Raw genomic sequence first — 15,359 nt, 5'->3', positions numbered from 1 at the left:
CCTAGCTTTCGGAGGCGATCCGGACCGCTTCCCCGTTGACCTCGATGGTGTCACCGGCATGAAGCTGGCGGCCGCGGCGTTCCTCGATCTCGCCGTTGACCTTGACCATGCCGTTCTCGATCAGTTCTTTGGCATCAATGCCGTCTTCGGCGAGGTTCGCCAGCTTCAGCGCCTGGCCGAGGCGGATCATGTCGTCGCGGATGGGCAGGTCTTGGGGATCGGTTGAGCTCATGGCTCTATTCTGCCGGAAATCGTGCCGGCGCCTGCACCACTGCCGGCGGGACACCCCCCCCTGCACCGGCGGGACGCCCCGCCACCCGGGCAGGAGTAAGGTTTAACGGTGCTTCAGCCCTCTCGCCTTCCCGCCGCTGCCGGCCTTCCCCTCGCTTTGCTGGCCGGAATGGCCATCCCCGCCCAGTCCCGGGTCAACGGAGAACTGGGGGCAGCGCTGGATGACAGCCTGGGAGCGGCGCTGGTCAACTTCGGCATGGGCCTGGCCGTTATGATCCTGGTCAGCGTGCTCCTGCCGCGCGGCAGGGCAGGCTTCGGACAGATCCTCCCGGCGCTGCGCGAGCGGCGGTTCCCGAGGATCTACATTCTGGCCGGGGTGATCGGCGCATGGTTCGTCCTCACGCAGACCCTGACCATCGCCATCCTCGGCGTCGCCGTGTTTACCGTGGCGACGGTGGCCGGGCAGACCCTCACCGGACTCGTCGTGGACCGGATGGGCATTGGGCCCGGCGGGAAGAAAGCGCTGACGCTGATGCGCGTGGTCGGAGCGGTCCTGACCATCTTGGCCGTCGCGTGGGCGGTTAGCCCGAAAATCACCGGCGGCGGTGGAACCGGGGACTGGCTCCTGGCCGTCCTGCTGCCGCTCAGCGCCGGCATGGCCATGAGCTTCCAGCAGGCGATGAACGGGACCACCGGCATGCACTACGGATCGCCCATCACCGCCACGCTGCTGAACTTCGTGGCAGGCTTTGCGGCGCTGCTGGTTCTCTGGCTGGTGAAGGTCGCCGTCTCGGGAACCGGAAATGCGCTGCCGGACACCTGGTGGTACTACCTTGGCGGGCCGCTGGGCTGCATCTTCATTGGGGTGGGTGCCCTGCTGGTGCGGACCCTCGGTGTGCTGCTGACCAGCCTGGGCCTGATCGGCGGTCAGCTGACCGGCTCACTGCTGCTGGACCTTGTTTTCCCGGCTCCCGGCTCCACGGTGGTTGCGGCAACCGTCTTCGGCACGGCGTTGACGCTGGCCGCGATCGTCGTCGCAACCCTGCCCTGGAACATGCCCGGAGTCCGCCCGCTGCGCCGGCGTGCGCGCCGATAGCCCCCTTTCGCCGCCGTGACCTTAAGCTGGTACCTATAGGTTTTGCCCTTCGCCGCCCTCCCCGTGCACGTCCGCCGGGGTTTCAGGAGCGGGAACGGGATCAGAAGCGGACCGCACCCAGCGGCCAGCATGAGCAGAAAGAACGGCGGTACCATTCCATGGCTTCGACCAAATCCAAACTGGATCCGATCATCTCCCTCGCCAAGCGCAGGGGCTTCGTTTTCCAGTCGGGTGAGATCTACGGTGGGTCGCGTTCCGCCTGGGACTACGGGCCCCTCGGTGTAGAGCTCAAGGAGAACATCAAGAAGCAGTGGTGGCAGTCCATGGTCCGCGGACGCGACGACGTCGTCGGCCTGGATTCCGCCGTCATCCTCCCGCGCGCGGTCTGGGAAGCCTCCGGCCACGTCGAGGTTTTCTCCGACCCGCTGGTCGAGTGCCTGAGCTGCCACAAGCGCTACCGCGCTGACCACCTCGAAGAGGAATACGAAGAGAAGAAGGGCCGCGCTCCGGAAAACGGCCTGGCGGACATCGCATGCGCCAACTGCGGCACCAAGGGCCAGTGGACCGAGCCGCAGGAATTCTCCGGCCTGCTCAAGACCTTCCTGGGCCCGGTTGCCAGCGAAGAAGGCATGCACTACCTGCGTCCGGAAACTGCGCAGGGCATCTTTGTGAACTTCAACAACGTCCTCACCACCTCCCGCAAGAAGCCGCCGTTCGGCATCGGCCAGATCGGCAAGAGCTTCCGCAACGAGATCACCCCGGGCAACTTCATCTTCCGCACCCGCGAGTTCGAGCAGATGGAAATGGAGTTCTTCGTTGAACCCGGCACGGACGAGGAATGGCACAAGTACTGGATTGAAACCCGGAAGAACTGGTACACGGACCTGGGCATCGACCCGGAGAACCTGCGCCTGTTCGAGCACCCGCTGGAGAAGCTCAGCCACTACTCCAAGGGCACCACGGACATCGAATACCGCTTCGGTTTCCAGGGCTCCGAGTGGGGCGAGCTGGAAGGCATTGCCAACCGCACCGACTTCGACCTGGGCACGCACTCCAAGCACTCCGGCACCGAGCTGAGCTACTTCAACCAGGCCACCAACGAACGGTTCACCCCGTACGTGATCGAGCCCGCCGCCGGCCTGACCCGCTCCTTCATGGCGTTCCTGGTGGACGCCTACACCGAGGACGAGGCCCCCAATGCCAAGGGCGGCGTGGACAAGCGCACCGTGCTGCGCCTGGATCCGCGCCTGGCCCCGGTCAAGGCCGCGGTGCTGCCGCTGAGCCGCAACGAGGACCTGTCCCCGAAGGCCAAGGACCTCGCCGCGCAGCTGCGCCGCAACTGGAACATCGACTTCGACGACGCCGGCGCGATTGGCCGCCGCTACCGCCGCCAGGACGAGATCGGTACCCCGTTCTGCATCACCGTGGACTTCGACACCCTCGAAGACCAGGCCGTGACCGTGCGCGAGCGCGATTCCATGGCCCAGGAGCGCGTCAGCCTGGACAAGGTTGAGGGTTACCTCGCCGAACGGCTGATTGGAGCGTAATGGCACTGACTTTCCGCGAATGGCGCGAGGACGATGACCTTGCGCTGGTCCAGCTTTGGGGCGATCCGGAGACCGGCGAAGCCGGGCACTTCCGGGCCGTGCTGCGGCCCTCCTCCAACGAGCCGTGGAGCCGCTGCATCGTGGCGGAGGACGACGGCGTGCCGGTGGCGGCAGGGGTGGTCTATGAGACCAGCCTGCACCCGGACCGGCTGTGGGTGTACATCGAGGTGGCGCGGGAGAACCGCCGCGCCGGACTCGGGTCCACCCTGCTTGGCATGCTCCGCAAGGAAGCCGAGAACGCGCCGTCGGGCGTCACCAAGCTGCGCGCGAAGGTTGAGCCCGGCACTCCGGGGGCGGCGTTTGCGGCCGCAGCCGGCCTGGAACCGATCCAGCGCTCCCGCGTGGTGGTCGTGGAACCCGGCAGGCTGAAGCTGCCGGTTTTCGAGGACCACGGGCCCCAGCTGGATGAGGCGGCCACCGGGTCGGTGGAACTGACCCGTGCCGTGGCGGATTTCTACAATGCCGTCCACGCCTGGGACCGCTCGGATATGAGCCTGGGCCGCGCGCAGCAGATGCTGCTGAACGACGCGGCCGGTGCCGCCGGTGCCGTGGTGCTGCGGGACAAGCCGAAGGCCGAGGGCGGCAGGATTGCCGCCTTCGCCGTCAGCTACACCTCCGAACGCACGGACGCTCCGGCGGACGTGCTGCTGGGTTATGACACCACCCTGGAGGAATCCGAGGCGGAAGCGGCAGTGGCCTCCCTGCTGGCCATGGTCGCCTACCAGTACCCGGTGCAGCTGGAAGTCGATGATTCGATGACGGCGCTGGTCCGGGTGCTCGAACCGCTTCTGGCAACGGGCGCTGCGCGGCAGGACGGCAAGGACACCTTGATTCTCAGCAGCTAGCCTGCTGCGCACAAACAGCGGCGGCCAGCTTCGGCGGCTAGGCGGTCAGATTGCCGGAGAGCATAAACATCACCGAATCGGAGACCTCCTGCAGGGAACGGTCCGGGCTGAAGACCAGCCATTCGATGCCGCCCACCAGGACCGCTCCGAACACGGTGCCTGCCATCAGCTCCGCGTCGGGGCGGTCGGGATGGGCGTGCTGGATTACCGCCACGAACTCCGCGAGCGCTTCCCGGCGCACCAGCTGCAGCGGAGACTGCCAGGACCGGTCGGTCCGGAAAATCTCCGCCGCGATCAGCTTCGCCATCGGCTGGTTGCTGGCAACCAGTTCCAGGATGGCGTCCACCATGGACCGCAGGGCGGGGGTGCCGGTTTTTGTTCCCCGGGCCTCGCGCAGGGTCTCCGCCAGGGTGCCAACACCGTCCAGCAGCAGCTGTTCGAACAGCTTGTCCTTGGAGGAGAAGTTGTAATAAACGCTGCCCTTGGCGACGCCGGCACGCACGGCCACATCCTCCATGGTGGTGCCGGTGATCCCATTCAGGGATGCCAGCTCCACCGCGGCGTCGAGGATTGACCGCTTGGTGCCTGTTACCCGTGCCATGCCATGTGTCCTTTTATCCGGGTTGGGTGATGCGTTGTTTCCATGATTGATCTTAGAGGTGCAGCTCCGGGTGCAGCCGCTTGATCGTCCACATGCGCTGCTTGCCGGCGCTCAGTGCGCTGATCGCGACGCAGACTGCGGTCAGAATGGCCAGGAATGCGACGGCGATCCACATCCGGGCGTCCACGCCGCCGGTGATCAGAGCCCGCAGACCGTTGACCACGTACGTGGCCGGCATAAACGGGTGGAGCGCCTGGAAGAACCCGGGGGTGGTTTCCACCGGGTAGGTGCCGCCGGAGGAGCTCAGCTGAAGCATCAGCAGGACCAGGGAGGCAACCCGGCCGGCCGCGGTGCCAAGCACAATGATCAGCATCTGCTGCAGGACAAGGAACGCCACCGTGGTCAGGTACAGGAAGGCTCCGGTGCCGAGCAGATAGGCGGGGTGGATATCCAGGCCCCAGACCAGCACTGCCATCATGATGAGCACCTGGCCCAGACCGATCGCCAGTGCCGGAACCAGGCCGGTGGTGGCGGCGCGGAAGCCGGAGACGCCGGCGGCCAGTGCCCGGGTGGGCAGGGCACGCAGGAGCAGCCAGGTGATGAGCGCGCCGACGAAGGTGGCCAGGGCCAGGAAGAAGGGGGCAAAACCTTCACCGAAGCTGGAAGCCTCCGAAGTGTACTCCGTGTCCAGCTCCACCGGGCTCGCCGCGACGGATGCCTTGGCGTCGATCAGGTCGCTGGAGTCCTCCGGCAGTGCCTGGCCGCCGGCCGCGAGGGCATCAGCGAGGGTGTGGCTGCCGTCGGAGAGCTGTTCGGCGCCTTCGGAGAGGGCCGTGCCGCCGTCGAGCAGTTCCCCGGCGCCGGAGGCCAGGTCCGTGGTGCCGCTGCTGAGGGTGCTGGCACCGGTGGCGAGCTCATTGGCGCCGCTTTCGGCACTGCGTGCACCGGCATCAACCTGTGCAGCGCCGGAAGCGAGCGTTGCGGCGCCCCCGGAGAGTTCGGCTGCGCCGCCCGCGGCGGACTGTGCGCCGGCGGCCACCTGGGCCGCGCCGCTGGAGAGCGTGGAGCTGCCGGCGGAGAGCTGCCCGGCACCGGCTGCCGCTTCGGCAATTCCCGACTGCAGGGTTGAGGTGCCGCCGGCCACCTGCTGTGCGCCCGCAGCCAACGGTTCGAGCTGGGCCAGGAGCGGGTTGCTGGGGTCCTGGGCCTTGAGCGCGGAGACGACCTGGTCCAGTCCGGTGGAGACCTGCGCGGCGCCGGCGTCCAGGGACTTTGCCTGCGGGACGGCTGCGCCCAGCTTGTCCGAGAGGGTCCCGAGGTTGCTGTTGAGGGAAGCGGCACCGTTCGCGACGTCGGAAGCGCCGGCTGCGAGGGTGGAGGTTCCGGTGGCCAGTGAATCGGCGCCGGCGGAAAGGGCGTTGCTGCCTGCGGCCACCTGTGAGGTGCCCGCGGTCAGTTCGCTGAGGCCGGAGGCCAGCTGGCCGGCTCCGGAGGACAGGCGGAAGGCGCCGTCCTGCAGGGTGAGCGTGCCGTCAGCCAGGCTGCCGAGTCCGGCGACGAGCTGGCCTGCGCCGTCGACGGCCGAGTCGATGCCCGTGCTGAGTTCCCCGGCGCCGTCGGCAGCGTCACGGAGCCCGGTTCCGGCGTCGTTCAGGCCCACCAGCATGGTCGAGGCCACCTGGTTGCCGAGTTCAGAGGAGACAGCGGCCTGGACCTGGGCCATGGCCTGCTTACCCAGCACGCCCGCCAGGAAGTTGTTGGAGTCGTTGTAATCGACCTTCAGCCGTGCCGGCACGGGGTTGTCCGTGCCGACGGAAACGGCGCTGGCGGAAAAGTCTTCGGGGATGGTCAGCGAGAGGTAGTAGGTGCCGTCCTCCACACCGTCTGCGGCGTCCGCTGCATCCGTCGGGTGCCAGTCGAGATCCGCGCCGTCCAGGAGCTTCTGCGTCAGTTCCTCGCCGGCATTGAGGAACTCACCGTCCTGGTCGGCCCCGGCATCTTCATTGACCAGGGCAACGGAGAGTCCGTCCAGGTTTTTGTCGGGTGAATCGAAGGCCCAGAGGTACAGTGCGCCGTAGATCAGGGGGATAAAAAGCATCACGACGACGGCGATCTTGGGCAGGGTGCCGCGGCGGAACCGGCTCAGCTCCGTACCGGGGGAAAACAGGGCGAACATCAGCGGGCCTCCTGGCTGAGCAGCAGTGCGGACGGTTGGATGGGGAGAGAGTCCCAGAGGTCGTTTTCCAGGGACGCAGCGCCAACAACGACGGCGGTGCCGGCGGCGGCAATGGCGGCCAGGCATTCCCAGACCAGGCGGCGTGCGGTTTCGCTGTGAAGCTGCTCGATGTCATCAACGAACAGGATCTGCGGCGTGCTGAGCATCGCCAGGGAGAGGCGCAGCAGGAACTTCTCTGCCTCGCCCAGATCCCAGATCACGGTGGACGCGCCGGGAATGGCGGTCTCCCCGAACACGGGTGCGCAGGCGCGGGTGACCTGGCGGTCCGTGGCTTTGGGAACGAAGCTCCACCAGGGGGAGAGCCAGGCGAGCCGCTCACGGACAGCCTGGCCGACGGTGACGCCGGGCTCCAGGTCATCAATGCCCTCGAAACCGGCGATTGCCGTCTGTTTCTGAACCGCCCGGGCGTCCCGGGGGAGGGAACGCTCCAGGACGGTCAGGCTGCCGCTGCCGGCTTTCATCCGGCCCGAGAGGGTAAGCAGCAGGCTGGTGCGGCCGCTGCCGACGGGGCCGCAGAGCACGCTGAGGGGATCGGCTACGTCAAAGCTGAGCGGGCCGTAGACGCGGCCCCGGGCGGCGGAGAGGCTGAGGCCTTCCGCGGTGATTACCGGTTGCACTAGGTGCCTTTCTGGGATTCGGGGGAAAACCCCGGCCGGGACTGGAACGTTTTTGTACTGACCAGTCAGTTTTAATCTGACCAGTCAGTCTAACGCACTTTTGGGCGGGATGCTGCACCGGATTCGGCATCCGTACTCCGGCTTGGAAGAATGGGGACGCTTACCCCTGCGGGCACCTGGTCCGCCGAGGAACCAGTGAGGAACACTTTGGGACACAGTCATCTCCCCACCGCGGGCGAACCCACCCGGGCCGCGCTCGCAGCCCGGCGCCGTGCCAACCGGCTGCTGGCCTGGATCCTGGTTCCCCTGGGACTGCTGGCCGTCACCGGCATGCTGCTGCTCTGGCCGGACGGGCAGGCACAGGAAATCAACGTTGCCGATCCGTACGCCACGGCAGACGGTGTCAGCATCGACACCGGTTCCGTCCAGCGGGTGTCCGTGGAGGACTGCCCATCCTCGGCAACCCTCACCCAGGCAGGGGTTCAGGCTCCCCAGTGCCAGGTCGCGTACACACTTCCCTCCGGCGGCGGAGCAGCTGTTCCGGTCGAGGTGCCGCCGGAAGTAGCAAAAACCAATGCCATCGAAGCCGGCGACACCGTCCGGTACCTCAACCTGGAAAACGTGATGGTGGACAGCGGCGCGCCGCCCTATATCTTTATGGACTTCGTGCGCAGCGTGCCCATTGCCGTCCTGGCGGTCCTCTATGCGGCGGTGGTGATCGCCGTCGCGCGCTGGCGCGGCCTGCGGGCGCTGATCGGCCTGGGCGGAGCCTACGCCGTACTCGCCGGGTTCATCCTCCCGGGCCTGGTGGAGGGCAAGCCGCCGCTGCTGCTCGGGCTGGTGGGATCCAGCGTCATCATGATCGGCGTCCTCTACTTCGCCCACGGATTCTCCGCCCGAACCTCCACCGCACTGCTGGGGACACTGTTCGGGCTGGCCATCACTGCCGGGCTGGCGGCCTGGGCTACCGACGCGGCCCATCTGATCGGCGTCGACAATGAAAATGCCTACACGCTGATCAACGCCTCGGATCAGCTCTCCATCTCCGGCATCATTCTGTGCGGGCTCATCATCTCCGGCCTGGGCGTGCTGAACGACGTCACGATCACCCAGTCCTCCGCGGTCTGGGAAATGTATGAACTGGCCCCCGGTGCCTCGGCGAAGCGGCTGTTCAGCGGTGCCATGCGGGTGGGCCGGGACCATATTGCGTCCACTGTTTACACCATCGCGTTCGCCTACGCCGGTGCCGCGCTGCCGGTCCTGATCCTGGTCTCGCTCTACGACCGCACCGTGCTGGAATCCCTGACCGGCGGGGAGCTTGCGGAAGAGGTGATCCGGACCCTGGTCGGCTCTATCGGCCTGGTGCTGGCGATCCCGGTGACCACCGCCGTCGCCGTCCTGGTGGTCAAGGCCGTAGGCAGCCCGCGGAGCGGAGAAACGGCGGCGCAGGACGCGGAGGATGCCGGCGGGGAGGATGCCGTTTCCGCCGCGGCACCGGCTGGTCCGGGGCAGGGAATCGACCCCACTACCGGAGCCCAGCCGGGCCTGCGCGAACGGGCGGCCCTCAGGGGGCGGCCGGCTCGGGAATGACCGGCGGTTCGAAGCTGAAGGTCATGCCAAGCAGCCAGACCAGCAGCAGCACCACCGGCAGGTGGAAGATGAACTGCAGGAAGGTGAACCCCACCAGGTCCCGTGCCCGCAGCTTCAGCACGGCCAGCAGGGGCAGCATAAAGAACGGGTTGATCAGGTTCGGGAGGGCTTCCGCCACGTTGTAGATCTGCACCGTCCAGCCCAGGTTCATGTCCACATCCGTCGCGGACTGCATCACGTACGGTGCCTCAACCAGCCATTTGCCGCCGCCGGACGGCACAAAAATCCCGAGAATCATGGTGTACACGGCGATGACGACCGCGAAAGCCCCGCCCGATCCGATGTCGGTGAAGAACCCGGCCAGATGCTCCGACAGGGTCACACCGCCGGCTCCTTCCGCCTTGGTGAGGATGGCAGCCATGGATGCATAGAGGGGAAACTGCACGAGGATCCCGGCCGTGGCCGGGACGGCTTTGGTGACGGCCTGCAGGAAATTCCTGGGCGTCCGGTGCAGGACAAGTCCCAGCACGAGGAACACCAGCAGATAGGCGTTGAGGCTGGAGATCACGCTGAGGAACGGCTTGGAGGCAAACTGCGAGACGAGCCAGCCCGCAGTCAGCAGCCCCAGCAGAACGGGCAGGATCGCGCTGTACTCCAGCCACTCACCGGGCCGTTCCCGTTGTGCGGCTGGTTCCGGCTGATCGTCCAGGTCCACGCCGAGGTCCTTCGCGGTGCGGATGGCATCTCCCGTAGGGGCGGAGAAGTGCGCGATTACCGTGGTCAGGGCGATCAGGATGAGGCAGGTGAGCATGGACTGCCAGGTGAAGATGGTCTTGCCGAAGTCCAGCACACCGGTGATTTCCAGCAGGGCAGGAGGCAGGGACGCTGCCGTCGCCTGCAGCTGGGCGGCAGAAGAGGACAGTCCCAGCGCCCAGACCGCCCCAAGGCCCATAAACGCGGCCGCGCCCAGGGCCCGGTAGTCAACCCGCAGGTCCGTGCGCCGGGCAATGGCCCGCGCCAGCAATCCTCCGAACACGATGCTGAGCCCCCAGTTCAGCACCGAAACGGACATCGACAGGAGAGCCACGAAACTCACCGCCGTCGCAGCGCTCTGCGGTACGCGGGCCAGGCGGCTGATCAGCCTGGCCACAGGGGGAGAGGTCGCGACGACGTAGCCGGTGAGGACCACCATGGACATCTGCAGGGTGAAAGCCGTCAGGTCCCAGAACCCGTTACCGAAGGCATCCACCACGGACTGCGCCGACGAGCCGTTGACCAGAGCAGCCAGCGCTATGATGACGACGCCGCCGAGAGCGAAGATGTACGCGTCCGGAAACCACTTTTCAGTCCAGCGGGCCAGAGCTTGGGCAGTGCGGGCCAGTCCTCTTTCGGAGCTGGCGGACCGATGAGTGGCAGTTGACATGGAGAGACCTCATTTCCGGGTTGCAGCGCTGGAACCTCTTGAAACGGAAGTGCCTCACGGCACGGGAGTGCCTTGCTGTGGCACCTGAACCCTAGGAGGGAGGCTGGCCGGTGTCAACGGTTCCGATCCGCAGCTCAGGACACCCCGCGGCCCGTGGAGGGTTTGCACAGGTTTGATCCGCACCGGACTTGGATTTGCACAGTATTGAGAGAATAGAAACGTGACTGTTGCGACCCCAAACCTCAAGCTTGAACTGCCGCCTTTGAAGCTGGGCCCGCTGACCGTGGACACGCCGGTGATCCTGGCGCCCATGGCCGGCATTACCAACCGGGCCTTCCGCCGGCTGTGCCGTGAATACGGCGGCGGGCTGTACGTCACTGAAATGGTGACGTCCAGGGCCCTGGTGGAACGCTCGCCGGAATCGATGCGCATCATCGAGCACGATGACGACGAATCGATCCGCTCCGTCCAGCTCTATGGTGTGGACCCGGTCACCGTCGGCGCTGCCATCCGGATCCTGGTGGAAGAAGACCGCGCAGACCACATCGACCTCAACTTCGGCTGCCCGGTTCCCAAGGTCACCCGCAAGGGTGGCGGGTCCGCGCTGCCCTGGAAGCTGGACCTGTTCACTGCCATCGTCCAGACCGCCGTCCGAGAAGCGTCCAAGGGCAATGTCCCGCTGACCATCAAGATGCGCAAGGGCATCGACGACGACCACCTCACCTTCCTCGAGGCCGGCCGGATCGCCCGCGACGCCGGGGTGGCGGCGGTGACCCTGCACGGCCGCACCGCGTCCCAGTTCTATTCGGGCAAGGCGGACTGGAATGCCATTGCCGAGCTGCGCGACGCACTGCCGGACGTTCCGGTGCTGGGCAACGGAGATATCTGGTCCGCGGAGGACGCTGTCCGGATGGTGGATGAGACAGGCGTGGACGGCGTCGTCATCGGCCGCGGCTGCCAGGGCCGCCCCTGGCTCTTCGCCGACCTCCAGGCAGCTTTCGAGGGCCGCGACGAGCGGCACCGGCCCGGCCTGAAGGAAGTGGCGGACAGCGTCTACCGCCATGCCGAACTGCTGGTGGAGACCTTCGGCGACGAAGTAATTGCCCTGCGGGATATCCGCAAACACATGGCCTGGTACTTCAAGGGCTACGTGGTGGGCGGAGACCTCCGGGCTAAGCTGGCCACTGTGCCCTCCCTCGAGGTCCTGCGCGGGCTCCTCGCCGAGCTGGACCCCACCGCTCCGTACCCGGGCGCGGACGCCGAAGGTCCCCGCGGCCGGGCCGGAACACCCAAAAAGACAGCCCTGCCCGAAGGCTGGCTTGACGGCCGGGAACTGAACCCCGCCCAAAAAGCCATCATCGCGGCAGCCGAACTCGACGTATCAGGCGGCTAATTCTCCATGACCTTTCCGCAGGCTTTCCGCACCGCAGGCTACACCGACGTCGACCTGGCACGCTGGGTCGACGAGCCGGCGAAGAACACCAACCGCACCCAGTTTGGCCGCGACCGGGCCCGGGTGCTGCATTCCTCGGCCCTGCGCCGGCTCGGCGCGAAGACCCAGGTGGTTGCCCCGGATACCGACGACTTCGTGCGGACCCGTCTGACCCACAGCCTGGAAGTGGCCCAGGTGGGGCGGGAACTGGGTAACGCGCTGGGCTGCGATCCCGACGTCGTTGATGCCGCCTGCCTCTCGCACGACCTGGGCCACCCTCCCTTCGGCCACAACGGCGAGACGGCGCTGAACGACATCGCGCACGCCATCGGAGGGTTTGAGGGCAACGCCCAGACCCTGCGGCTGCTGACCCGGCTGGAACCGAAGATCATCGCACCCGACGGTTCGCCAGCGGGCCTGAACCTGACCCGGGCCAGCCTGGACGCCTCCTGCAAATACCCGTGGTCCGCCGTCGACGCCCCCCTGGTCAACGGGCAGCGCACCACCAAGTTCGGGGTGTACGAGGACGATCTGCCGGTTTTCACCTGGCTGCGGGACGGTGCCCCGGCCGGCCGTTCCTGCCTGGAAGCCCAGGTCATGGACCTGGCCGATGACATCTCCTACTCCGTGCACGACGTCGAGGACGCCATCGTTGCCGGGCACGTGCAGCTCAAGTGGCTGGATAATCCGGACCAGCGCGCCCGGGTGATCGGCTACACCCAGCAGTGGTACGTTCCCACGGCCGAAACGGCGGCTGTCGAGGCAGCACTGGCGCGGCTCGAAGCCGAAGCCGTCTGGGTCCGTGAATCCGATGGAAGCCGCCGGGCGATGGCCGCGCTGAAGGACATGACCAGCCAGCTCATCGGCCGCTTTTGCTCCAGCGCCCTGGAAGCGACCCGCGGAATTTATGGCACCGACCCGCTGACCCGGTACAACGCCGAAATGGTGGTCCCGGAGGAGACACAGCTCGAAATCGCGGTGATGAAGGGCCTGGCCACCACGTTCGTGATGACCACCGACCAGCGCCAGCCGCTCTACGAACGCCAGCGCGAGGTCCTCACCAACCTGGTGGCCCAGCTCGCCGCCACCGGGGACCGCCACCTGGAACCGATGTTCGCCGCGGACTGGCGGGCGGCGGACGACGACGGCGCCCGGCTGCGTGTGGTGATCGACCAGGTCGCCTCACTCACGGACGGCTCGGCGCTGGCGCTGCATGAGCGCCTGGTGGGCCCGGTCCCGGCACTGTGGTGAGTTCTCCACAGCGGCAGGCATCCTGACCGGCCAATTTGGCACCGGAGAATAAGCTGGATATATGGCCGGCCTGATTAAACGCGAAGACATTGACGAAGTACGTTCCCGCACCGACATCAAGGCGGTTGTGGATGGATATGTCACGCTGAAGTCCGCCGGGATCGGCTCCTACAAGGGGCTGTGCCCCTTCCACGACGAACGCTCCCCGTCCTTCCACGTCCGTCCGCAGGTGGGGACCTACCACTGTTTCGGCTGCGGGGAGAGCGGCGATGTCATCTCCTTTGTCCAGAAGATGGACCACGGCTCCTTCTCCGAAACCGTGGAGAAGCTGGCCGCCCGGCTGGGCTACGAACTGCGGTACGAGGACGGCGGAACCGGGCCCCGGCGAGAGGACGTGGGCAAGCGGCAGCGCCTGCTCGATGCCCACAAGGTAGCCGCTGAGTTCTTCCGGACCCAGCTGCTGACGCCCGGTGCCGCGGCGGCCCGCAGTTTCCTGCAGGAACGCGGCTTCGATCCGGCGGCCGCGGAGCATTTCGGTGTGGGCTATGCCCCGCAGAGCTGGGACTCGCTGCTCAAGCACCTCACCGGCAAGGGGTTCACCCGCGAGGAGCTGGCGCAGACCGGTATGTTCTCCACCGGATCCGATGCCTCCCGTTTCTATGACCGGTTCCGCGGCCGGCTGATCTGGCCCATCCGTGACCTCACCGGAGCGGTGATCGGCTTCGGGGCGCGCAAGCTCTACGAAGATGACCAAGGCCCCAAGTACCTCAACACCCCGGAAACCCCGCTCTATAAGAAATCGCAGGTGCTATACGGGATCGACCTCGCCAAACGGTCCATCGCCAAGGACCGTCAGCTGGTGGTGGTGGAGGGCTACACCGATGTGATGGCCTGCCACCTGGCCGGGATCACCACCGCCGTCGCGACCTGCGGCACGGCCTTCGGCACGGATCACATCAAGATTGCCCGCCGCCTGCTGTCCGACGACGGCACCGGGGGAGAGGTGATTTTCACCTTCGACGGCGACGCCGCCGGCCAGAAGGCAGCCCTGCGCGCCTTTGAGGAGGACCAGCGCTTCACCGCGCAGACCTTCGTGGCCGTGGACCCGAACGGGATGGATCCCTGCGACATCCGGCAGCAGCAGGGGGACGCCGCCGTCGCGGAACTGATCCGCTCCCGGCGCCCGCTGTTCGAGTTCGCGATCCGCTCCACGCTGGCCAAATTCGATCTCAACACCGTGGAGGGCCGCATCGCGGCCCTGCGCGCAGCAGCTCCGGTCGTTGCGGACATCCGTGATCCCGCGATGCGCCCCGCCTACGCCCGGGAACTGGCCGGCTGGCTGGGCAGCGAAGTGGACGACGTCCTGCGCGCGGTCAACTCGGCCGCCAAACGGCAGCGCGAGGGAACCGGCACCCGCCAGGACGCCCGGGATGCCGGAAGCGGTGCGCAGCGCGGTGGCCCGGACCGCTCCCAGCGGCCCGGCGGGCAGCATCCGGGCCAGCACACCGGCCAGCACACCGGCCAGCAGTCTCCCGGTGAGGCACCCGGGCAGGTGCCGGAGCAGGCGCAGCAGGCGTTCGCACGCCCTGATCCCAACGATCCGGCGGCACGGATGGAACGTCAGTCCCTGGAGGTTGTCCTGCAGCAGCCCGGAATGCTGGACGAGGGGCAGTGGGAGAGGTTCAAAGCCGCACGCTTCACCGTCCCGGCCTATGTGGCAGTGCACAATGCGATCCGCGCTGCCGGCACGGTTCCGGGTTCGCCGGCCGCGTGGGTGGAACAGGTGCGGCAGGAGCTTCCGGATGCGCTGCGCGGGTTTGTCAGCGAACTGGCGGTGACGCCGATTCCGGCCAGGGATGCCGACGCCCTGGCGCTGTACTGCCGCGACATCCTCAACCGGCTGTTTGAACTCCAGGTGACCCACCTCAAGGCGGAGAAACTCGGCCAGCTCCAGCGGCTGGATCCGGGGGCTGATCCGGCGCTGTTCCAGCAGCTGAACCGTGAACTCATGGAACTGGAGATGCAGCGCCGGGCGCTGCGGGAGATTCAGTAGGGCGGCGCCAAAACGTTCCCGGTGGGTTGTCCGCGCTGCCGGCCCGCCGGGGAGGGCCTGGATTTCGTTTCTCGGCGGATCCTCTGTAGAGTAATAGTCGCGCTTTCCCCCGTAGCTCAATTGGCAGAGCATTCGACTGTTAATCGAAGGGTTACTGGTTCGAGTCCAGTCGGGGGAGCAAATAGGCTCCTGACCTGTTGATATCGCAGGTCAGGGGCCTTCTTCCTGCCGGGTGTCCGACGGCGGGAGGCAGGATCAACGGTTCGGTGACAGCCTGAAAGTCCTGTAGACTGATGTCGCCGCTTTCCCCCGTAGCTCAATTGGCAGAGCATTCGACTGTTAATCGAAGGGTTACTGGTTCGAGTCCAGTCGGGGGA

12 protein-coding genes and 2 tRNA genes are annotated in these 15,359 nt (G+C 66.8%); 9 read left to right on the top strand and 5 right to left on the bottom strand.

The features are described 5' to 3' along the window. Position 1: 1 nt before the first annotated feature. The gene (locus H9639_RS11905; protein ID WP_191808287.1) at positions 2 to 232 is read right to left on the bottom strand and encodes an RNA-binding S4 domain-containing protein; all 231 of its coding nucleotides are present in this window, start codon (positions 230 to 232) and stop codon (positions 2 to 4) included. A gap of 108 nt (positions 233 to 340) precedes the next feature. On the opposite strand from H9639_RS11905, the gene H9639_RS11900 reads away from it, so the two are divergent. From H9639_RS11900 to H9639_RS11890, 3 genes are all read left to right on the top strand, one after another. Beyond that, positions 341 to 1,327, top strand: coding sequence for a DMT family transporter (locus H9639_RS11900; RefSeq protein ID WP_191808286.1), 987 nt, complete (start codon positions 341 to 343; stop codon positions 1,325 to 1,327). Positions 1,328 to 1,485: 158 nt separating this feature from the next. Then, positions 1,486 to 2,874 (top strand): glycine--tRNA ligase, encoded by a 1,389-nt coding sequence (locus H9639_RS11895; protein WP_191808285.1) that lies wholly within the window; start codon positions 1,486 to 1,488, stop codon positions 2,872 to 2,874. After that, positions 2,874 to 3,779: a GNAT family N-acetyltransferase gene (locus tag H9639_RS11890; protein ID WP_191808284.1), complete on the top strand. Its 906-nt coding sequence runs from the start codon at positions 2,874 to 2,876 to the stop codon at positions 3,777 to 3,779. Before H9639_RS11895 ends, H9639_RS11890 begins: the two co-directional genes overlap by 1 nt. Before the next feature lie 37 nt (positions 3,780 to 3,816). Here H9639_RS11890 and H9639_RS11885 read toward each other — a convergent pair whose 3' ends face one another. From H9639_RS11885 to H9639_RS11875, 3 genes are read right to left on the bottom strand one after another with little or no spacing between them, the layout of a single operon-like run. After that, positions 3,817 to 4,380, bottom strand: coding sequence for a TetR/AcrR family transcriptional regulator (locus tag H9639_RS11885; RefSeq protein WP_191808283.1), 564 nt, complete (start codon positions 4,378 to 4,380; stop codon positions 3,817 to 3,819). A gap of 52 nt (positions 4,381 to 4,432) precedes the next feature. After that, positions 4,433 to 6,556: a YhgE/Pip family protein gene (locus H9639_RS11880; RefSeq protein ID WP_191808282.1), complete on the bottom strand. Its 2,124-nt coding sequence runs from the start codon at positions 6,554 to 6,556 to the stop codon at positions 4,433 to 4,435. Then, a complete protein-coding gene (locus tag H9639_RS11875; RefSeq protein WP_191808281.1) occupies positions 6,556 to 7,233 on the bottom strand; it encodes an ATP-binding cassette domain-containing protein in 678 nt (225 codons plus the stop codon). The genes H9639_RS11880 and H9639_RS11875 overlap by 1 nt, the downstream gene beginning before the upstream one ends. A gap of 207 nt (positions 7,234 to 7,440) precedes the next feature. On the opposite strand from H9639_RS11875, the gene H9639_RS11870 reads away from it, so the two are divergent. Continuing rightward, positions 7,441 to 8,823 carry a YibE/F family protein gene (locus tag H9639_RS11870; RefSeq protein ID WP_404799755.1) on the top strand — a complete coding sequence of 461 codons (1,383 nt, stop codon included), beginning with the start codon at positions 7,441 to 7,443 and terminating at the stop codon, positions 8,821 to 8,823. On the opposite strand, the gene H9639_RS11865 is transcribed toward H9639_RS11870, so the two are convergent. After that, positions 8,798 to 10,246: a short-chain fatty acid transporter gene (locus H9639_RS11865; protein ID WP_191808279.1), complete on the bottom strand. Its 1,449-nt coding sequence runs from the start codon at positions 10,244 to 10,246 to the stop codon at positions 8,798 to 8,800. The two genes, H9639_RS11870 and H9639_RS11865, sit on opposite strands and share 26 nt — an antisense overlap. Positions 10,247 to 10,466: 220 nt before the next feature. Here H9639_RS11865 and dusB point away from each other — a divergent pair, with 220 nt between their 5' ends. The 5 genes from dusB to H9639_RS11840 all read left to right on the top strand — a co-directional run bounded on the left by dusB (position 10,467) and on the right by H9639_RS11840 (position 15,359). Continuing rightward, positions 10,467 to 11,639 (top strand): tRNA dihydrouridine synthase DusB, encoded by a 1,173-nt coding sequence (dusB, locus tag H9639_RS11860; RefSeq protein WP_191808278.1) that lies wholly within the window; start codon positions 10,467 to 10,469, stop codon positions 11,637 to 11,639. A 6-nt stretch (positions 11,640 to 11,645) separates the two neighbouring features. Then, positions 11,646 to 12,929, top strand: a complete 1,284-nt coding sequence (locus H9639_RS11855) for a deoxyguanosinetriphosphate triphosphohydrolase (RefSeq protein ID WP_191808277.1) — start codon at positions 11,646 to 11,648, stop codon at positions 12,927 to 12,929. Positions 12,930 to 12,990: 61 nt separating this feature from the next. Next, a complete protein-coding gene (dnaG, locus tag H9639_RS11850; RefSeq protein ID WP_191808276.1) occupies positions 12,991 to 14,982 on the top strand; it encodes a DNA primase in 1,992 nt (663 codons plus the stop codon). Between the two features lie 105 nt (positions 14,983 to 15,087). Beyond that, positions 15,088 to 15,160 (top strand) — tRNA-Asn (locus tag H9639_RS11845). A gap of 127 nt (positions 15,161 to 15,287) precedes the next feature. Continuing rightward, positions 15,288 to 15,359, top strand: a tRNA-Asn gene (locus H9639_RS11840).

The organism is Arthrobacter gallicola, from assembly GCF_014836775.1.
GTDB lineage: Bacteria > Actinomycetota > Actinomycetes > Actinomycetales > Micrococcaceae > Arthrobacter_B > Arthrobacter_B gallicola.
Note: the sequence above shows the minus strand (reverse complement) of the source record. Positions and strands in the feature narration are given on the sequence as shown.